The 15,513-nt window shown below is 36.5% G+C and carries 20 protein-coding genes; 17 read left to right on the forward strand and 3 right to left on the reverse strand.

Annotated elements, in window-relative coordinates:
• The first annotated feature begins 26 nt into the window (after positions 1-26).
• Both DN394_RS03380 and DN394_RS28865 read left to right on the forward strand, forming a co-directional pair.
• Entirely contained in the window at positions 27-230 is a 204-nt protein-coding gene (locus DN394_RS03380) for a hypothetical protein (RefSeq protein ID WP_000391504.1), read from the forward strand.
• A gap of 12 nt (positions 231-242) precedes the next feature.
• Positions 243-413: a hypothetical protein gene (locus DN394_RS28865; RefSeq protein ID WP_001174855.1), complete on the forward strand. Its 171-nt coding sequence runs from the start codon at positions 243-245 to the stop codon at positions 411-413.
• 28 nt (positions 414-441) lie between these two features.
• Here the strand turns inward: DN394_RS28865 and DN394_RS03385 are convergent, their stop codons facing one another.
• A complete protein-coding gene (locus DN394_RS03385; protein WP_097917943.1) occupies positions 442-1,845 on the reverse strand; it encodes a branched-chain amino acid transporter BcaP in 1,404 nt (467 codons plus the stop codon).
• A 180-nt stretch (positions 1,846-2,025) separates the two neighbouring features.
• On the opposite strand from DN394_RS03385, the gene DN394_RS03390 reads away from it, so the two are divergent.
• From DN394_RS03390 to DN394_RS03435, 9 genes are all read left to right on the forward strand, one after another.
• The gene (locus tag DN394_RS03390) at positions 2,026-3,249 is read left to right on the forward strand and encodes a cation:proton antiporter (protein WP_149293637.1); all 1,224 of its coding nucleotides are present in this window, start codon (positions 2,026-2,028) and stop codon (positions 3,247-3,249) included.
• A 275-nt stretch (positions 3,250-3,524) separates the two neighbouring features.
• Positions 3,525-3,854: an outer surface protein gene (locus DN394_RS03395; protein WP_097917944.1), complete on the forward strand. Its 330-nt coding sequence runs from the start codon at positions 3,525-3,527 to the stop codon at positions 3,852-3,854.
• A 17-nt stretch (positions 3,855-3,871) separates the two neighbouring features.
• A complete protein-coding gene (locus tag DN394_RS03400; RefSeq protein ID WP_061677853.1) occupies positions 3,872-4,735 on the forward strand; it encodes a MurR/RpiR family transcriptional regulator in 864 nt (287 codons plus the stop codon).
• Between the two features lie 296 nt (positions 4,736-5,031).
• Positions 5,032-5,916, forward strand: a complete 885-nt coding sequence (gene murQ / locus DN394_RS03410) for an N-acetylmuramic acid 6-phosphate etherase (RefSeq protein ID WP_097917973.1) — start codon at positions 5,032-5,034, stop codon at positions 5,914-5,916.
• 23 nt (positions 5,917-5,939) lie between these two features.
• Positions 5,940-7,304, forward strand: coding sequence for a PTS transporter subunit EIIC (locus tag DN394_RS03415; protein WP_000711311.1), 1,365 nt, complete (start codon positions 5,940-5,942; stop codon positions 7,302-7,304).
• A gap of 48 nt (positions 7,305-7,352) precedes the next feature.
• The gene (locus tag DN394_RS03420; protein WP_097917945.1) at positions 7,353-8,417 is read left to right on the forward strand and encodes a DUF871 domain-containing protein; all 1,065 of its coding nucleotides are present in this window, start codon (positions 7,353-7,355) and stop codon (positions 8,415-8,417) included.
• Between the two features lie 160 nt (positions 8,418-8,577).
• The gene (locus tag DN394_RS03425) at positions 8,578-8,982 is read left to right on the forward strand and encodes a DoxX family protein (protein ID WP_001077749.1); all 405 of its coding nucleotides are present in this window, start codon (positions 8,578-8,580) and stop codon (positions 8,980-8,982) included.
• A 156-nt stretch (positions 8,983-9,138) separates the two neighbouring features.
• Positions 9,139-9,540, forward strand: coding sequence for a nuclear transport factor 2 family protein (locus DN394_RS03430; RefSeq protein ID WP_149293607.1), 402 nt, complete (start codon positions 9,139-9,141; stop codon positions 9,538-9,540).
• The gene (locus tag DN394_RS03435; RefSeq protein ID WP_097917947.1) at positions 9,540-10,025 is read left to right on the forward strand and encodes a PRK06770 family protein; all 486 of its coding nucleotides are present in this window, start codon (positions 9,540-9,542) and stop codon (positions 10,023-10,025) included. Before DN394_RS03430 ends, DN394_RS03435 begins: the two co-directional genes overlap by 1 nt.
• Positions 10,026-10,058: 33 nt before the next feature.
• Here DN394_RS03435 and DN394_RS03440 read toward each other — a convergent pair whose 3' ends face one another.
• Positions 10,059-10,970, reverse strand: a complete 912-nt coding sequence (locus tag DN394_RS03440; protein WP_097917948.1) for a DMT family transporter — start codon at positions 10,968-10,970, stop codon at positions 10,059-10,061.
• Between the two features lie 205 nt (positions 10,971-11,175).
• Between DN394_RS03440 and DN394_RS03445 the strand changes: the two genes are divergently transcribed.
• Positions 11,176-11,670 carry an Lrp/AsnC family transcriptional regulator gene (locus DN394_RS03445; protein WP_098208768.1) on the forward strand — a complete coding sequence of 165 codons (495 nt, stop codon included), beginning with the start codon at positions 11,176-11,178 and terminating at the stop codon, positions 11,668-11,670.
• A 128-nt stretch (positions 11,671-11,798) separates the two neighbouring features.
• Positions 11,799-12,254 (forward strand): N-acetyltransferase, encoded by a 456-nt coding sequence (locus tag DN394_RS03450; RefSeq protein ID WP_073518840.1) that lies wholly within the window; start codon positions 11,799-11,801, stop codon positions 12,252-12,254.
• 68 nt (positions 12,255-12,322) lie between these two features.
• Here the strand turns inward: DN394_RS03450 and DN394_RS03455 are convergent, their stop codons facing one another.
• On the reverse strand, positions 12,323-13,093 hold the full coding sequence (locus DN394_RS03455) for an SDR family NAD(P)-dependent oxidoreductase (RefSeq protein ID WP_098953810.1): 771 nt from the start codon (positions 13,091-13,093) through the stop codon (positions 12,323-12,325).
• Positions 13,094-13,230: 137 nt separating this feature from the next.
• On the opposite strand from DN394_RS03455, the gene DN394_RS03460 reads away from it, so the two are divergent.
• The 4 genes from DN394_RS03460 to DN394_RS03475 all read left to right on the forward strand — a co-directional run bounded on the left by DN394_RS03460 (position 13,231) and on the right by DN394_RS03475 (position 15,396).
• Positions 13,231-13,587, forward strand: coding sequence for a MerR family transcriptional regulator (locus DN394_RS03460; protein ID WP_098953809.1), 357 nt, complete (start codon positions 13,231-13,233; stop codon positions 13,585-13,587).
• 417 nt (positions 13,588-14,004) lie between these two features.
• The gene (locus tag DN394_RS03465) at positions 14,005-14,349 is read left to right on the forward strand and encodes a DMT family transporter (RefSeq protein WP_000796014.1); all 345 of its coding nucleotides are present in this window, start codon (positions 14,005-14,007) and stop codon (positions 14,347-14,349) included.
• Positions 14,350-14,351: 2 nt separating this feature from the next.
• Complete coding sequence (locus tag DN394_RS03470) at positions 14,352-14,666, forward strand: DMT family transporter (RefSeq protein WP_000539670.1); 315 nt, start codon at positions 14,352-14,354, stop codon at positions 14,664-14,666.
• A 151-nt stretch (positions 14,667-14,817) separates the two neighbouring features.
• Complete coding sequence (locus DN394_RS03475; protein WP_149293608.1) at positions 14,818-15,396, forward strand: TetR/AcrR family transcriptional regulator; 579 nt, start codon at positions 14,818-14,820, stop codon at positions 15,394-15,396.
• Positions 15,397-15,513 lie beyond the last annotated feature (117 nt).

The following is a 15,513-nucleotide window of genomic DNA, read 5'->3' on the forward strand; positions in this document are numbered from 1 at the left end:
TAGCATAGAATGAGGGAGCGAATAATTTGGAAGAGAAAAAGCTAAAAAGAATTCTTGAATATGTATGGATCGCGGTTGTGCTCCTTGTAGGATATTATTTCTTAAAAGAGAAAAGTATATGGGTTCTATTTTTAATGACGTTTTTATTAGCGGGTTTAGGCACGTTATTTATTAATTTCTTCTTTGATAGTCTAAATGCATGGAAGAAGAAAAAGAAGGGAACGAAGTAAAGGAGGGAATATATGCAAAAGTGGAAGCTCATATATCAGGTGATTCTTTTCATAGTGCTTGTAGGTATTGGCGTTTTAAAATATTCTACACCGATAGGAAATTGGGCATCGTTTACAGCTTGCATCGGCATATTTTTCATTTTACAATCGTTAACGAAAAAATATAATAATACGGAAAGATAGCTCACCGTTTTATCGGCGAGCTATTTTGTTATGCTTTTTTCTCTTCATCATTTGTTTTTTCAGTAGCTAAATGACTATGTTTTCTAGAGTAGAAGAAATAGAAACATAAGCCAACTATAAGCCAAGCTATAAAGCTAATCCATGTCGTTTTAGACAAATTAATCATCAAATATAAACAGCAAAGAATTGCGACAACTGGTAATACAGGTACGAAAGGTGCGCGGAATCCACGTTTTAAATCAGGATGTGTTTTTCGTAAAATGAGTACCGCGCAGCAAACGAATGTAAAGGCTGTTAGCGTACCGATGTTCACTAAATTAGCAAGTAGATGTAGGTCTAGAAGTCCTGCTAATAAAGCGGCAACACCACCAGTGATCCATGTGTTTAATAAAGGGACTTTTACTTTTTTATTTACACGTGCTAGCGCTTTTGGAAGTAGTCCGTCGCGGCTCATCGCATAAGAAACGCGAACTTGTCCATACATAACGACTAGGAGGACGGTTGTCATTCCAGTCATCGCGCCAACAGCGAGAAGTCCTGCAATTGTATCTTCGCCAACGAAATGTAAGGCAAACGCAACTGGATCAGAAACATCTAATTGTGTATATGGAACCATACCTGTTAAAACGAAAGATACAATCATGTATAAAACAGTACAAATAAGAAGGGAACCGATAATGCCAATTGGTAAATCGCGCTGTGGTTTTTTCGTTTCTTCTGCAGCGGTGGCGATTGCATCAAAGCCTAAGAAGGCGAAGAATACAGTGGCAGCTCCAGTAATGATACCGTCGTATCCGAATGGAATGAACGGCGTCCAATTTTCAGGTTTTACATATTTTGCGCCTGCTACGATAAAGGCGATAATAACAGCTAACTTGATAAGAACCATAACATTATTAATGCGTGCGCTTTCGCGTATACCGAAACTTAAAAGGCCCGTAATGAGTAGTAAAATACAAACAGCTGGTAAATCGATAATGCCGCCTTTTCCTACGCCAGGGGCCGAGGCGATTATGGCGGGCAGATGGATGTTAAACCCTTGTAGTAAAGATTGTAAATAACCAGACCAACCGACAGCTACAGCCGCGACTGCAAGTAAATATTCGAGCATTAAACACCAGCCGACGATGAAGGCGACGACTTCTCCGACTGTCATGTATGCGTAAGTGTACACACTTCCTGAGACAGGAATAGAAGAAGCAAATTCGGCATAACAAAAGGCTACACAAGCACAAGTAAATGCAGCAATAAGGAATGATAGCATAATACCAGGACCAGAATGTTTCGCTGCGACAATACCTGTTAATACAAAGATCCCTGTCCCAATTACGGCGCCAATTCCTAAAAATGTTAAATCAAGTGCAGTTAATGTTCTCTCTAACTGCCGTGGTGATTCAGTACTAAGCGGTTTTTTTCGTAATAATGACTTCACTTTGGACTCTCCCCCCGTTTTTTCATTTCCATAACTGCGAATATAGTATGAGCCCACTAGAAAAGAGTATGTAAGTAAATGGAGGTACAGTTATGGTAGGTAGTTTTTTAAAATTGCTGGATTAATCTTATTATAATTCAGAATATTTTGTCAAATAAAAATATGACAAATAAAATGCGAATGAATAGGGGAAACTACTGGCAGGAATGGACAAGGATTAACAGAGTGACAAAACCACTCATAAAAGTTTCACTTTATAAAGTAGGAGAAGATGTTATGTTATTTTATTTTGAACTTGTCGTCATTTTACTTTGTACAAAATTAGCTGGTGATATTAGCGTAAGACTTGGCCAGCCCTCTGTACTTGGTAAATTAATTGTCGGTATTATTATCGGTCCGGCTGTACTTGGTATTATTAATAGTTCTGAACTCATTGATGAACTGAGTGAGATAGGTGTTTTACTACTTATGTTTATGGCAGGGCTTGAAACAGATTTAGAAGAGTTAAATCGAAATTTGAAATCTGCATTCGCAGTAGCGATGGGAGGAATTATTTTCCCATTCCTTGGTGGGTATTTAGCAGGACTTGCGTTTGGAATGTTACAGTCGCATGCGATCTTTTTAGGGTTATTACTTTGTGCCACTTCGGTTAGTATTTCTGTTCAAACACTAAGAGATTTAGGGAAAATGAATACGAGAGAAAGTACAACGATTTTAGGGGCAGCTGTATTTGATGATGTAATTGTTGTTATTTTATTAGCATTTGTGATGAGTTTTTTAGGTACACAAGATGTAAATGTAACGCTTGTCATTGCAAAGAAAATTATCTTTTTTGTAAGTATCGTTTTCATCTCTTGGAAAGTTGTTCCATGGATTATGAAAATGCTCGTACCACTTCGCGTAACAGAAGCGTTAATTAGTGCAGCTCTTATTATTTGTTTCTCATTTTCGTATTACAGTGAAATGATGGGGATCGCAGGTATTATTGGGGCATTTGCAGCCGGAATTGCCATTTCGCAAACAGAGTATAAGCACGAAGTAGAACATAAAATTGAACCGATTGCTTATGCAATATTTGTACCGGTGTTCTTCGTAAGTATCGGAATGGAAATTACATTTCAAGGTATCGGAAGCCAGCTTTGGTTCATTATCATCATGACGCTTATTGCAATTTTTACAAAGTTAATCGGATCAGGTTTAGGAGCAAGACTGACAGGGTTCAACCTTCAATCTTCTATTAGTATTGGTGCGGGGATGGTTTCACGCGGAGAAGTGGCGCTTATCATCGCAGCGAATGGACTTACAGCGAATTTATTGGCGAAAGAAAATTTCACAGCGATTGTTATTGTTGTTATATTAACGACGATTATTACACCACCGCTTTTGAAGAAGTATTTTGTATAGTGAGGAAGGGCTTATCTAATGTAGGTAAGCTCTTTTTTTATCCCGCTTTAACTGGCAGTAAGCCCCCCACCTCAAATTCAGCGAAAGCAAAGAAGGTAGGTGGGGGATCAACTGCCCGTAAAAGTCCGATTGGTTCAACTAATAATCAGTGGGGATGAACAAAACCCCCCACTGATTAAAGTTTCACTTTATTGGAAAAGCAATAGTCATATAGCGTGAATAGGTTGTAATTATGGTAAAATCTACGTATATGATAAGTTGAGGAGAGAAAATGTGTGAGGATTACGAAGGGGAAGCTTATAGGTGTAATCATACTTATTGCATTATGTATACCATTTGTTGCATGGAAAGAGTCAAAAGTGAAAGATTTTCCAGTTTCTATTTTTTCTTCCTATGTAGAAGACGAAAACCCGAAAGACTATCAATACACTGCTTTTGTACCTGACTTTGCGATTTGGATACATGGATGGGAAAAGCAGCGATCTGAAGGTGAAATAACGTCATATAAAAAAGGGGATCGAACTGTAATTGTTCACCATCCACCTGGTAATGATGGTTTTTATCTATATGGTGTAAATGATAGTGGAGAATATACGCAACCGTAAGAAGTGGAGGTTAAATAGTGAAAGCTTCAACGTTACTATTTAAAATTGAAAGTAATATGGATCAATTTTCACCAGCTGAAAAGAAGGTTGCCATGTACATAATGGGGAATGCAGAGATTGTTCCGAACTTAACGACGAAAGAAGTGTCAACGAATGCAGGCGCAAGTGAGGCGAGTGTTGTTCGCTTTTGTAAATCGATTGGAATTGGAAGCTTTAAAGCATTTAAAATCGCGCTCGTTCGTGAATTAACGATTGCTGATTATAATATTAACGATTTTTCAGTGATGAATACGGAAGATGGCCCGTACGATTTGTTTAATAAAGTTACATATGTGAATAAAGCTGCAATTGAGGCGAGTGTTACGGCGATAGATAAAAAAGAACTTGAAAAAGCAGCAGACCTGATTGTAAATGCGGATAAAATTATATTTTACGGAGTAGGCGGATCAGCTACTCCAGCGATGGACGGGGCTTATAAATTTACAAGGCTCGGATTTACAGCGATGATGCTATCTGATTTTCATATGATGTTGCCGCTTGTGACGAATTTAAAAGAGGGCGATATATTTGTTGCGATTTCAACATCTGGTCGTACGAAAGATGTACTTGAAATGGCGCAATATGCGAAGAGACAAGGAGCAACAGTTATTGCAATTACGAAGCTTGATCAATCATCACCGTTATATAAAGAGGCGGATATTCGTCTTTGTATGCCAGATGTAGAACAAGATCATCGCATTGCAAGTATTGCTTCGAGAATGACTCAACTGAATATGATAGATGCTTTATATGTGATTACTTTTAATCGTATTGGTAATAAAGTGCTGGATCAATTTATGGAGACAAGGGAAGAAGCTCTACGGTTACGGAAGTTAAAATGAGAAGATGGGGAAACCCATCTTTTTTTGCGTACTGACATAAAGTGAAACTTTAATAAGTGGGGGGCATCCCCCACTTATTATCAGCCCTCACCAATCGGAATTTTACAGGCAGTTGATCCCCCACCTATCTTCTTTGCTTTCGCTGAATTTGAGGTGGGGGTCTTACTGCCAGTTAAAGTGGGATAAATTCGTCATGAAAAGAAATAAAATTTCATAAAATAATAAAGTAATATTGATTTTAAATTTCTTGGAGATATAATGAAAGTATGAAATTAAATTTCAAAGCAGGTGATAATATGTTAGAAAATTTATCGACAGAACATCGTAATGAGAAGACGATGAATTTAGATGAGATGAGTATAAAAGAAGTGTTACAAAGTATGAATGAAGAAGATCGAACTGTTGCGTTAGCAGTTGAAAATGAAATAGAAGAAATTGAAAAGGTTGTACAGATTGTCATTAAATCCTTTGAAGATGAGGGACGATTAATTTACATTGGGGCTGGTACGAGTGGCCGTTTAGGTATTTTGGATGCGGTGGAATGTCCGCCGACATTTGGCACAGATGATAAAATGGTACAAGGATTTATAGCAGGTGGATTGAAAGCGTTTACTAAGGCGGTGGAAGGTGCAGAAGACCGCGAAGAGTTAGCAGAAGAAGATTTAAAAAGTATTGGATTAAACGAGAAAGATACATTGATTGGAATTGCGGCAAGTGGTCGAACTCCTTATGTAATTGGCGGTTTGAAGTACGCGGCTAGCGTGGGAGCGAGCACGGCGAGTATTTCTTGTAATAAAAATGCTGAAATAAGTAAATATGCAAAACTAAATGTGGAAGTAGAAACAGGCGCAGAAATTTTAACAGGCTCAACGCGTTTGAAAGCTGGTACAGCGCAAAAATTAGTACTTAATATGATTTCAACAGCTTCTATGATTGGTGTGGGGAAAGTATATAAAAACTTAATGGTAGATGTTCAATCTACAAATGAAAAGTTAGTAGAACGATCAAAACGCATTATTGTGGAAGCAACAGGTGTGAGCTATGAAATAGCAGCAGAGTGTTATGAAAAAGCAGAACGTAATGTGAAAGCTGCGATTGTTATGGTGTTGTTGCAGTGTGAGTATGGGGAAGCACTGGAGAAACTAAAAGAAGCGAAAGGGTTTGTGAAGAAGGCGTTATAAGTAATAGGGAGGGGGATTCTATTATGAAGAAAGAAGAGAGAATGGCCAAAGAAATTTCGGAGCAACTTGGGGGAGTAAAAAATATTCGCGGCATTGCTCATTGTATGACGAGGCTGCGATTAACGCTTCATGATGAAAGTAAAGTGAATATGGACCTTTTGAAAAAGGTTGAAGGGGTTATGGGCGTTATTGAAGATGAGACGCTTCAAGTTGTTGTTGGCCCAGGGACGGTAAATAAAGTCGCAGCTGAAATGGAAGGTTTAACGGGACTGCGAATCGGTGAGGTGGCAGATCATCACCTTGAAGACCTTGGGCAAGAAATGAAGTCAGAGATTAAGAAGAAAAATAATACACCAGTGAAAAACTTTTTAAGAAAAATAGGAAGTATTTTCATTCCGTTAATTCCAGGTCTTGTTGCCTCAGGAATTATAAACGGGGTCGCTAACTTTGCCAAAAACGCAGGTGCTGATCCGAATGCAACGTGGCTACAAATGCTACTACTCATTGGTGGCGGTATCTTTACATTCTTAGGAATTTTAGTCGGCTGGAATACAGCGAAAGAATTTGGCGGGACACCAGTTCTTGGGGCGATTGCGGGTATTTTAATTTTTAACCCGGCGATGGCAAATGTAAAATTATTTGGTGAAGCGCTCGTACCCGGACGGGGCGGATTGTTTGCAGTTATTTTTGCAGCATGGCTTATGGTTGTAGTAGAAAGACAAGTTCGAAAAGCAGTGCCAAATGCAGTTGATATTATCGTGACACCGCTCATTACTGTGTTAGTCGTAAGTATTGTAACGATGTTAGCCATTCAGCCGGTAGCAGGTTTCTTATCTGAAGGAATTACAAGCGGAATTAATGGTATTTTAAGTATTGGCGGCGCATTTGCTGGAGCAGTGCTTGCGGGAACATTTTTACCTCTCGTTATGGTCGGATTGCATCACGGTTTAACACCAATTCATATGGAGTTTATTAATCAAACGCACGTAACGCCTTTATTACCAGTACTAGCAATGGCTGGCGCTGGGCAAGTAGGAGCAGCGATTGCCATCTATGTAAAAACAAAAAACAAACGACTTCGTAACGTAATTAAAGGTGCATTACCAGTTGGATTTTTAGGAATTGGCGAACCGTTATTATACGGGGTTACATTACCACTTGGGAAACCGTTTCTTACAGCTTGTTTAGGTGCAGCAGTTGGCGGTGCATTCCAAGCAGTTATGAAAACAGCCGCACTCGGAATCGGTGTATCAGGATTATCATTAATTCCGTTAATTGCTGATAATAAATATTTATTATATTTCCTTGGATTAGTAGTGGCATATACTTTCGGATTCATTTTTACGTACTTCTTTGGCTTTAAAGAAGAAATGGCAGAAAACATATAGAGAAAGGGATTCCTTTCTCTTTTTCTATTCATAGAAAGGGAGATTCATATGATAGGAGTTTCAATTTATCTTTCAAAAGAACGAGTAAAGAAGCAAGAAGAGTGGTTAAAAGTAGCGAAGGAAAATGGGTTTTCATCTATTTTTACATCACTTCACATTCCTGAAGATGATCCTGGTACGTATAAAGAGCTAATTCAAATACTTGGGAAACAAGCGCTCAAATATGAAATGGAATTAATGGTCGATGTTTCTCCAAAATCGTTACACCATTTAGGGATAACTTACGAAAATGTAGAAGAGTTAGTGGAATGGGGCATTACTGGTTTACGAATGGACTATGGCATCACGCCGAAAGAAATCGCACGCGTATCTCATAAAATGAAAGTAGCTTTAAATGCGAGTACGATTACAGATTCATTTTGGAAAGAGTTAATCATAGAAAATATAAAAGTAGAGAATGTAGAAGCTTGGCATAATTTTTATCCGCGTCCAGAAACAGGACTAGCAAAGTCCTTCTTACAAAAACAAAACGAATACTTACATGAGTGCGGAATAAAAACGATGGCATTTATTCCGGGAGATGGTGAAAAACGTGGTCCGCTATGTGAAGGTTTACCAACGTTAGAAAAGCACCGCAATATGCGCCCACTTGAAGCGTACTTAGAACTTGTACAAGATTGTGGTGTTGATAAGGTGTTAATCGGGGATATAAGCGGAAGTATAGAAAGTGTACAAGAGATAGCGAGTGCGAGTAGAGGGATTATTCCGCTGCGATACGAGCCATTGATAGAGAAAAGTGAAGTGTTAAAAATGGTAGAACAAGTGCATACAAATAGACTAGATCCAGCCCGTGATGTCATTCGTTCTGTAGAATCACGAGAAGAAAATAAAGTCGTGTTACAGCCAATGCATACAATTGCAAGAAAGAAAGGCAGCATTACAATTGATAATGAATTGTACGGTAGATATGCAGGAGAGATGCAAGTTGCCACACATGATTTGCCTAAGGATGAGAAAGTGAATGTTGTTGGAATGGTTGTAGAAGAGGACTTGTCTTTATTGCCGTATGTTGGCGCTGGAAAAATGTTTCAACTTTTTTGTGCGATAGAGTAAAAGCTTGAATTAGCGCTATTTTGTAAGAAAACATTATCCGTAAAAGGGATAATGTTTTTTGTTTTCTTAAAAAAAGTATTTGACGAATGAAATGAAATACCGTATTGTTTTGACTTGTGAATAAAAGTTTACCATAACAAAACAAAAAGGAGAGTTCAAAATGAACCAATATATTGGGAATTTAATTATTCGTATCGTGTTAGGAGTAACGTTCTTTGCACACGGTTTAGCGAAGTTTCAATCAGGTATCGATAACGTAGCGGGATGGTTTACAAGCATCGGCTTACCAGGCGGTCTTGCATACGGCGTAGCAACAGTTGAATTAGTTGGTGGTATATTATTAATTATCGGTTTAGGCGTAAGATATGTAGGATTGTTATTCGCTCTTATTTTAGCTGGAGCTATCGTAAAGGTAAATGGAGCAGCAGGTTTATTAGGAGATGGAAAGAATCCAGGATATGAATTAGATCTTGCATTATTAGCAATGGGTGCGTATTTATTTGTTGTAAAAGCAGAAGGATATGTAGACCGTTTCGTAAAAGAGAAAGTAATGAAAGCGAAGTAAACTTATTTATAAATTGTTGACTTGAATCATTATTGTAACTATAATGATTACAACTATTGGATTAAGAATAAAACAATTTAAATATTTTTTTGCACGAGTTGTAATGGTGATAGTTACAACTTGTGTAAAAAATAAATAAAACGGGAGGAAGTTAATATGCTTAAATCAAATTTAGAAATTATTCGAAGCACGTATGAAGGGTCAGCTTCTTCAAATGCAAAACATTTAGTAGAAGCCCTCTCTGAAAAAGTAGAATGGACAGAGGCAGAAGGATTCCCGTACGGGGGAACTTATATAGGTGTAGAAGCAATAATGGAAAATGTATTTAGCCGATTAGGATCAGAATGGGATGATTATAAAGCGAGTGTAAATATGTATCATGAAGTAAACGAAAAAGGTGTAATTATTGTTGAAGGTGTTTATTCAGGAGTTTATAAAGAAACGGGAAAATCATTTGAAGCAGAGTTTGTTCATGTATGGCAGCTTGAGAACGGAAAAATTGTGAAGTTTAAGCAGTATGTAGATAGTCATATTGTTAGGGAAGCGATGAAAAGCTAATGCTTTTTAAATGGATCGTAGGTATATGCATTACAATTATAGTAATTATCTCGTCTATAGTTGGCGGAAAGACATTGCTTGCATATGTGGAAAAAGAAAATAAAAATATTCAAACCCAGCAAGCGGCAAATGAAAAAGAGAAGAAAGTTGCAGAAGAAGCTCCACAAATTAGTGAAGGTGAAATTATTTCTACTATGCATAAAATGGTGCATCAAAAGGTAAAATCCTCTGAAAAATGGGGATTTGTAGAAATGACGAATAAGGAAATTTCTAATGTGAAAAGAGATATTGAAAATAGTACAGGTTTTCAATATAAAATGAAGTTATTTTCTATTGTAAATAGATGGGGAAAAGGAGATTTTTCTCAAACTGTTGAGGAGCATAACTTTTTATGGAGCCTTCAAGGTGGAGATACTGGCAAGGCGACGGAACGTTTAACACCAGAAGAGGAAAAGCAGTATATAAGAGAAATGAAGAGTAAATAAAAACATCGCCACTTGGATGACGATGTTTTTTCATTAAGAATGCTTTCGTATTAAAGCTCCAGTTGGCTGAACAGTAACCGTTTTGAAATGAGAAAATAAATAACATCCTGTCACAACGATCATTGTCCCGAAAATTTGTATCCACGTTAGTTCTTCTCCGAGGAAAAGGAATGCTAAAATAGCTGTAAAAATCGGATTGAAGTTTAGAAAAATACCAGATGTAGTTGCACCTAATTTTTGTACGCCAATATTCCAAAACACCATACAAAGAACTGTGGAAATAAGCCCAGTATATAAAAGTGATGTTAGGAAAGAAGTATTTATGTTTGTAACAGTGAAGCTCCCTATGTTAAAGGGCAGTAATAGAATAACGCCGAAAATTCCTGAGTATAATGTTGCCATGAGTGGTGTCGTTGTTTTTGTTGCCCATTTACTACAAACAGAATACATTCCCCAAATACAAACAGCCGCAATCATCCATAAATCGCCGCTATTAAAATGTAGTGAAAATAAAAGTGCAAAGTTACCTTTTAATAGGACAAGAATAACCCCAAAGAATGAAAGAACCATGGATAGGATTTGAAGTGTATTTACTTTTTCTTTTAGAAATAAAACAGAAAATAATGCAATTGAAATCGCATTTAATGTAGAAATAAGCCCTACATTCGTTGCGGATGTTTTTTCTAGTGCTAAAAATTGAAAGATGTTAAAAAGAGCGACCCCTGAGATCCCCATTAGTATTAACGGAAGTATTGCGGCACGAGGTGGAATGATTTTCTTTTCTTTAAACCATACGATCGGTAATAAACAAACGATCGCAATCATCCATCTTAAACTTGTAAGTGTCATCGGAGACGCGTGATCAACGAGCGATTTTCCAACGACGAAATTTCCTCCCCATAATAAGCTCGTTAGTAATAGTAAAAAGACATAAAAATAAGGCATACTAAAATCCCCTTTGTTGTAATCGATACGAATTGTAAATAATTTTAGCATTTTTCTTTATTGTGCAATATATTATTTTGTATAATGGATAAAAGTAGATAAAATGTTTTGTTATTAATACTATTTACAGAAAAATATTCAGTTTTATGTAATTTAAGGCGTGTTTTTTCGAATAATCATCGGTAAGAAAAAAGGGGGAATTGTAATGGAGTCGTCTGTTATTAAAGTGTTGGATGATTTAGATGTAAAAATTTTAGATATATTGCAGAAAGAATCACAAGTAAGTAATGCTGAGCTTGCGCGACGCGTTAATTTATCACCAGCTGCGATGCATGCAAGAATAAAAAGATTAGATGGAGAAGGGTTCATTGATAAGCAAGTAGCCATTTTAAATCAAGAAAAGCTTGGTTTTGATTTGTTATGCTTCATTTTTATGAGTACGAATATTCATCAATCGGATAAACTTGACGTGTTGGAAAAAGAATTAGAATCGATGCCGGAAGTGTTAGAATGTCACTGTTTAACAGGGGAGTATGATTATTTATTAAAGGTTGCAAATCGCGATCGTAAAGAGCTGGAGCAGTTTATTAGAAAGTTGAATAAGCTGGGTATTACAAGGATACAGACGAGTTTAGCACTTCGTGAAATTAAATATTCGACAGTATTACCTATACGAAATGGGGAACCGAGCATCGATTAGATTGCTTGGTTTTTTGTTTGTATAAAGTGATTGACGAGGGGAAAGGAGAGAGGTATTATTATATAAAATTATGTATTAAAATTCAATTTAGGTTGTAAATATTAATATCGGGGACAAGGGGATATAATATGAAAATCTTTAATGCGGTTACGAGTGATGTGAAAGAAATTTATAGTCTTATTGAAGCTTATGCAAAAGAAGGAGTAGTTTTACCACGTTCTCTTTTATCTCTCTATCAATATTTACAATGTTTATATGTTATGAAAGAAGGGGAAGAAATCGTTGGAGTTGCTGGTTTACATGTGTTAGGGGAGGACCTTGCAGAAGTCCGGTCGTTAGTCGTCTCGCATACATATGCAGGGAAAGGAATCGGTCGCATGTTAGTGAACCATGTAATAAATGAGGCAGCGAAAATAAAAGTGAATAGAGTCATTTCTTTAACATATGAAACGGAATTTTTTCAAAAGTGCGGGTTTGATTTTGTGAATAGAGAGGCGTTACCAGAGAAAGTATGGATTGATTGTAGACATTGTCCAAAGGTTGATTATTGTGATGAGGTGGCGATGATTCGGTATGTTGGGTGAAATTTTCAGAGAGAAAAAAGTCCCACTATTATTTACGTAATAGTGGGACTCTATATTTTAGTGGGAAATTAAGAACTTGAATTCGTTTTTCTCACTGCAAAATTAAAAATGGGATTTTTAAGCTCATAGTTATAAGTATAACCATCGACAATCCCTACAACTTTATCACTGTCGTAAAGATCAAGCATAAATTGTGCCATTTGTTTTGCAGTGTGGAATTTCGGTACAACATTATCGTATTGGAACTCATCAATATCAAATGAACGTTTTGCAAATTCTGTTTCAGTTGCAGCAGGAGCTAAAACTTTTGCTTGCAGTTTCGCGCCTTGTTCTTTCAGTTCGTGTGATAAACCTTCTGTAAATGCACTTACATAGAATTTCGTAGCGCAATACGTAACAGCATCAGCAACAATTGTGTATCCACCGCCTGATGAAACGTTAATAAGTTGTGTGCCATCAACCGTGGAATAATCTCGAACGAAGAGAGAAGAGAGTATTGTTAGTGCTTCTATATTTACATGTAACATCGTTTCTATTTTATTTAAATTTTGTTCAGCAATTGAGGCGAAATTACCAAACCCTGCGTTGTTAATCCACGTTTCAATTTGAAAGCCTTGTAGGCTTTCATAAAGTTTATAAACATTTTCCGTAATAGATAAATCTGTTCTTCGAATAACAACATCCAATTCTGGATTCATTTCGTTAATTTTTAATTTTAATCCGTCTAATTCTTCTTGTCTTCGAGCTACAAGTATTAAGTTCTTTCCGCGAGATGCAAAGGCTAAAGCCGATTCATAGCCAATTCCAGAACTAGCACCAGTAATAACTGTGTATTTCATATAAAATCCTCCTAAGTTCAAATAAATGTATTATGGTTAGATTTTATTTGTTAGAGTATACTCTAAGTCAAATGTTTTTTATCAATTTGATAAGGCTATAAAATGTATGAGGGTAAGCACGTGGAGGGAGTTAAAGTATGTACACAATTAGTGAGGTGGCTAAATTAATAGGAGTGAGCACACATACACTGCGTTATTATGAAAAGGAAAATATATTAATTGCAAATCGTGATACAAATGGGAATCGACTTTATGAAGAGTCACATATAAAGTGGTTGCAGTTTGTCATGAAATTAAAACAAACGCAAATGCCAATAGCGAAAATAAGAGAATACGCTAGGTTATATTTAGAAGGGGAGCATACAACCGAAGCTCGTTTACAGCTCCTAGAAGATCATAGAAAATCTATTCAGATGCAAAGAGAAAACTTAGTCATTACAGAAAAGATGCTTGAGAATAAAATTATTGCATATAAGGCCTCTTTGGAAAGTTAATAGAAAACATAATCCGACTCTTAATTATTTATGATAAAACTGGATTTGATCTCATAGTGTGCCGGCAAATAAAAAAGAGCAGCTAGCAAAAGCTAACTGCTCTATTAAAGGGATCTCTCCAAGGGGGAGTGGAGAAAATATTATGTTACTAGCAGTATTGGCAGATTATTAGGAAATATACAAATTGGAGGAAATAAATTTTAAATAACTTTTCGACATTGACAGTTTTTAAAATATTCATGTACAATGTTTATGAATGACATTCAGTCATTTTCTATAAAAGGATGTAGTTAGCTTGGAAATGGAACAAATATAATGGTAAATGAGGATGATAGTTGTTTTATATATAGTAGTGATGAAAGAGTATATTTTTTTAAAACAAAAATGACTGATAGTCAGTCATAAGAGGTGAGAGGTATGAAAAATAGAGCTTGGTTATATGTCATATTAACATGTATCTTTGAAATTTTTTGGGTGTTTGGTTTTAATACAGCCGATACTTGGTGGCATTGGATTATTATTTTAGGAGTTATCGCTGTTGATTTTCACTTCCTTTCTAAAGCATGTGAACATCTTGCGACAGGCACTGTATATGCCATTTTTGCCGGAGCCGGTACGGTAGGTACTTTCTTAATGGATGTATTCCTTTTCGGTGGAAGTTTCAGTGTAGGGAAATTATTCTTTATCGTGATGGTTGTAGCCGGCGTTATCGGTTTAAAGCTAGCTGATAATAAAGAAGAAACTGTGGAAGGAGCTGCTTAAAGATGGGTTGGTTTTTCGTATTTTGTGCTGCAATTAGTGAAATAGTCGGTGTGATCGGTCTTAAAATGTATAGTAAAGATAAGACATTAGCAAATGGTGCGATTTATATAGGTGGATTTGCTACATCCTTTGCATTCTTGTATACATCTTTCTTATTTTTACAAGTAAGTGTCGCGTATGCGGTTTGGATTGGTATTGGAACAGCAGGTGCCGTTTTATTAAACATGTTCCTGTTTGGTGAGTCGAAAAGTAAGGCACGTATCATTAGTGTGGCTCTTATTGTATGTGGAGTGACAGGATTAAAGGCTCTTTCTTAAAGATATATTGTATTTTATCTCCTAATGGTTTATTAGGAGATTTTTATTATTAAAAAATGATTTCCTCTTAGAGTTCACTATCATTGACAGTACAATCGATTATCTTATAAAATGAGTGACAGTCATTCAATATGTGTGTGAAAGGGTTTAGATGATGAATAAAAAAGAAAAAATTGTCTATGCAGCTATTGAAGTGTTTCAGGAAAAGGGCGTTGAAAAAACGAAGATTTCTGATATCGTGAAATTGGCTGGCATTGCACAAGGAACTTTCTATTTATATTTTCCTTCTAAGTTATCTGTTATGCCTGCAATAGCAGAAGTAATGGTTGAAAAGATGATACTTGCAGTGAAAGAAAAAGTGCAAAATGATGCGCCTTTCTCAAGTAAAGTGACGCAAGTAATAGATGCGGTGTTTCACTTTATAGCGGAATATCGTGAAATACAAGCTTTAATGTATGCGGGTCTTGCATCTACAGAACATATAAAAGAATGGGAAGCTGTGTATGAGCCTCTTTATATGTGGCTAAGCGAGTTTTTAAATGAGGCGAAAGAAGCTGGTGAAATTCGTGATTCGGTTCATGCAGAGCGAACAGCGAAGTTATTTATCGCTCTTGTTGAATCAGCAGCGGAACAAGTTTATTTATATGATCATAAAGATGATGAGCAAGTCGAGCTACAAAAGGCAGAAGTACTAGATTTTTTAACACATGCATTACATATCAACAAGTAGTAAGGTGAACCTGTCTGAAAAGGTAGGTTCATTTTTGAGGAAAACTGAATGATAGTCATTCATCTAATACTTATGTATGTGTGGAAGGATAGAGTGAAATTCTAATGAGTGGAGGCA

This window comes from Bacillus sp. BB081, from assembly GCF_008368895.1.
Taxonomy (GTDB): Bacteria; Bacillota; Bacilli; order Bacillales; family Bacillaceae_G; genus Bacillus_A; species Bacillus_A wiedmannii.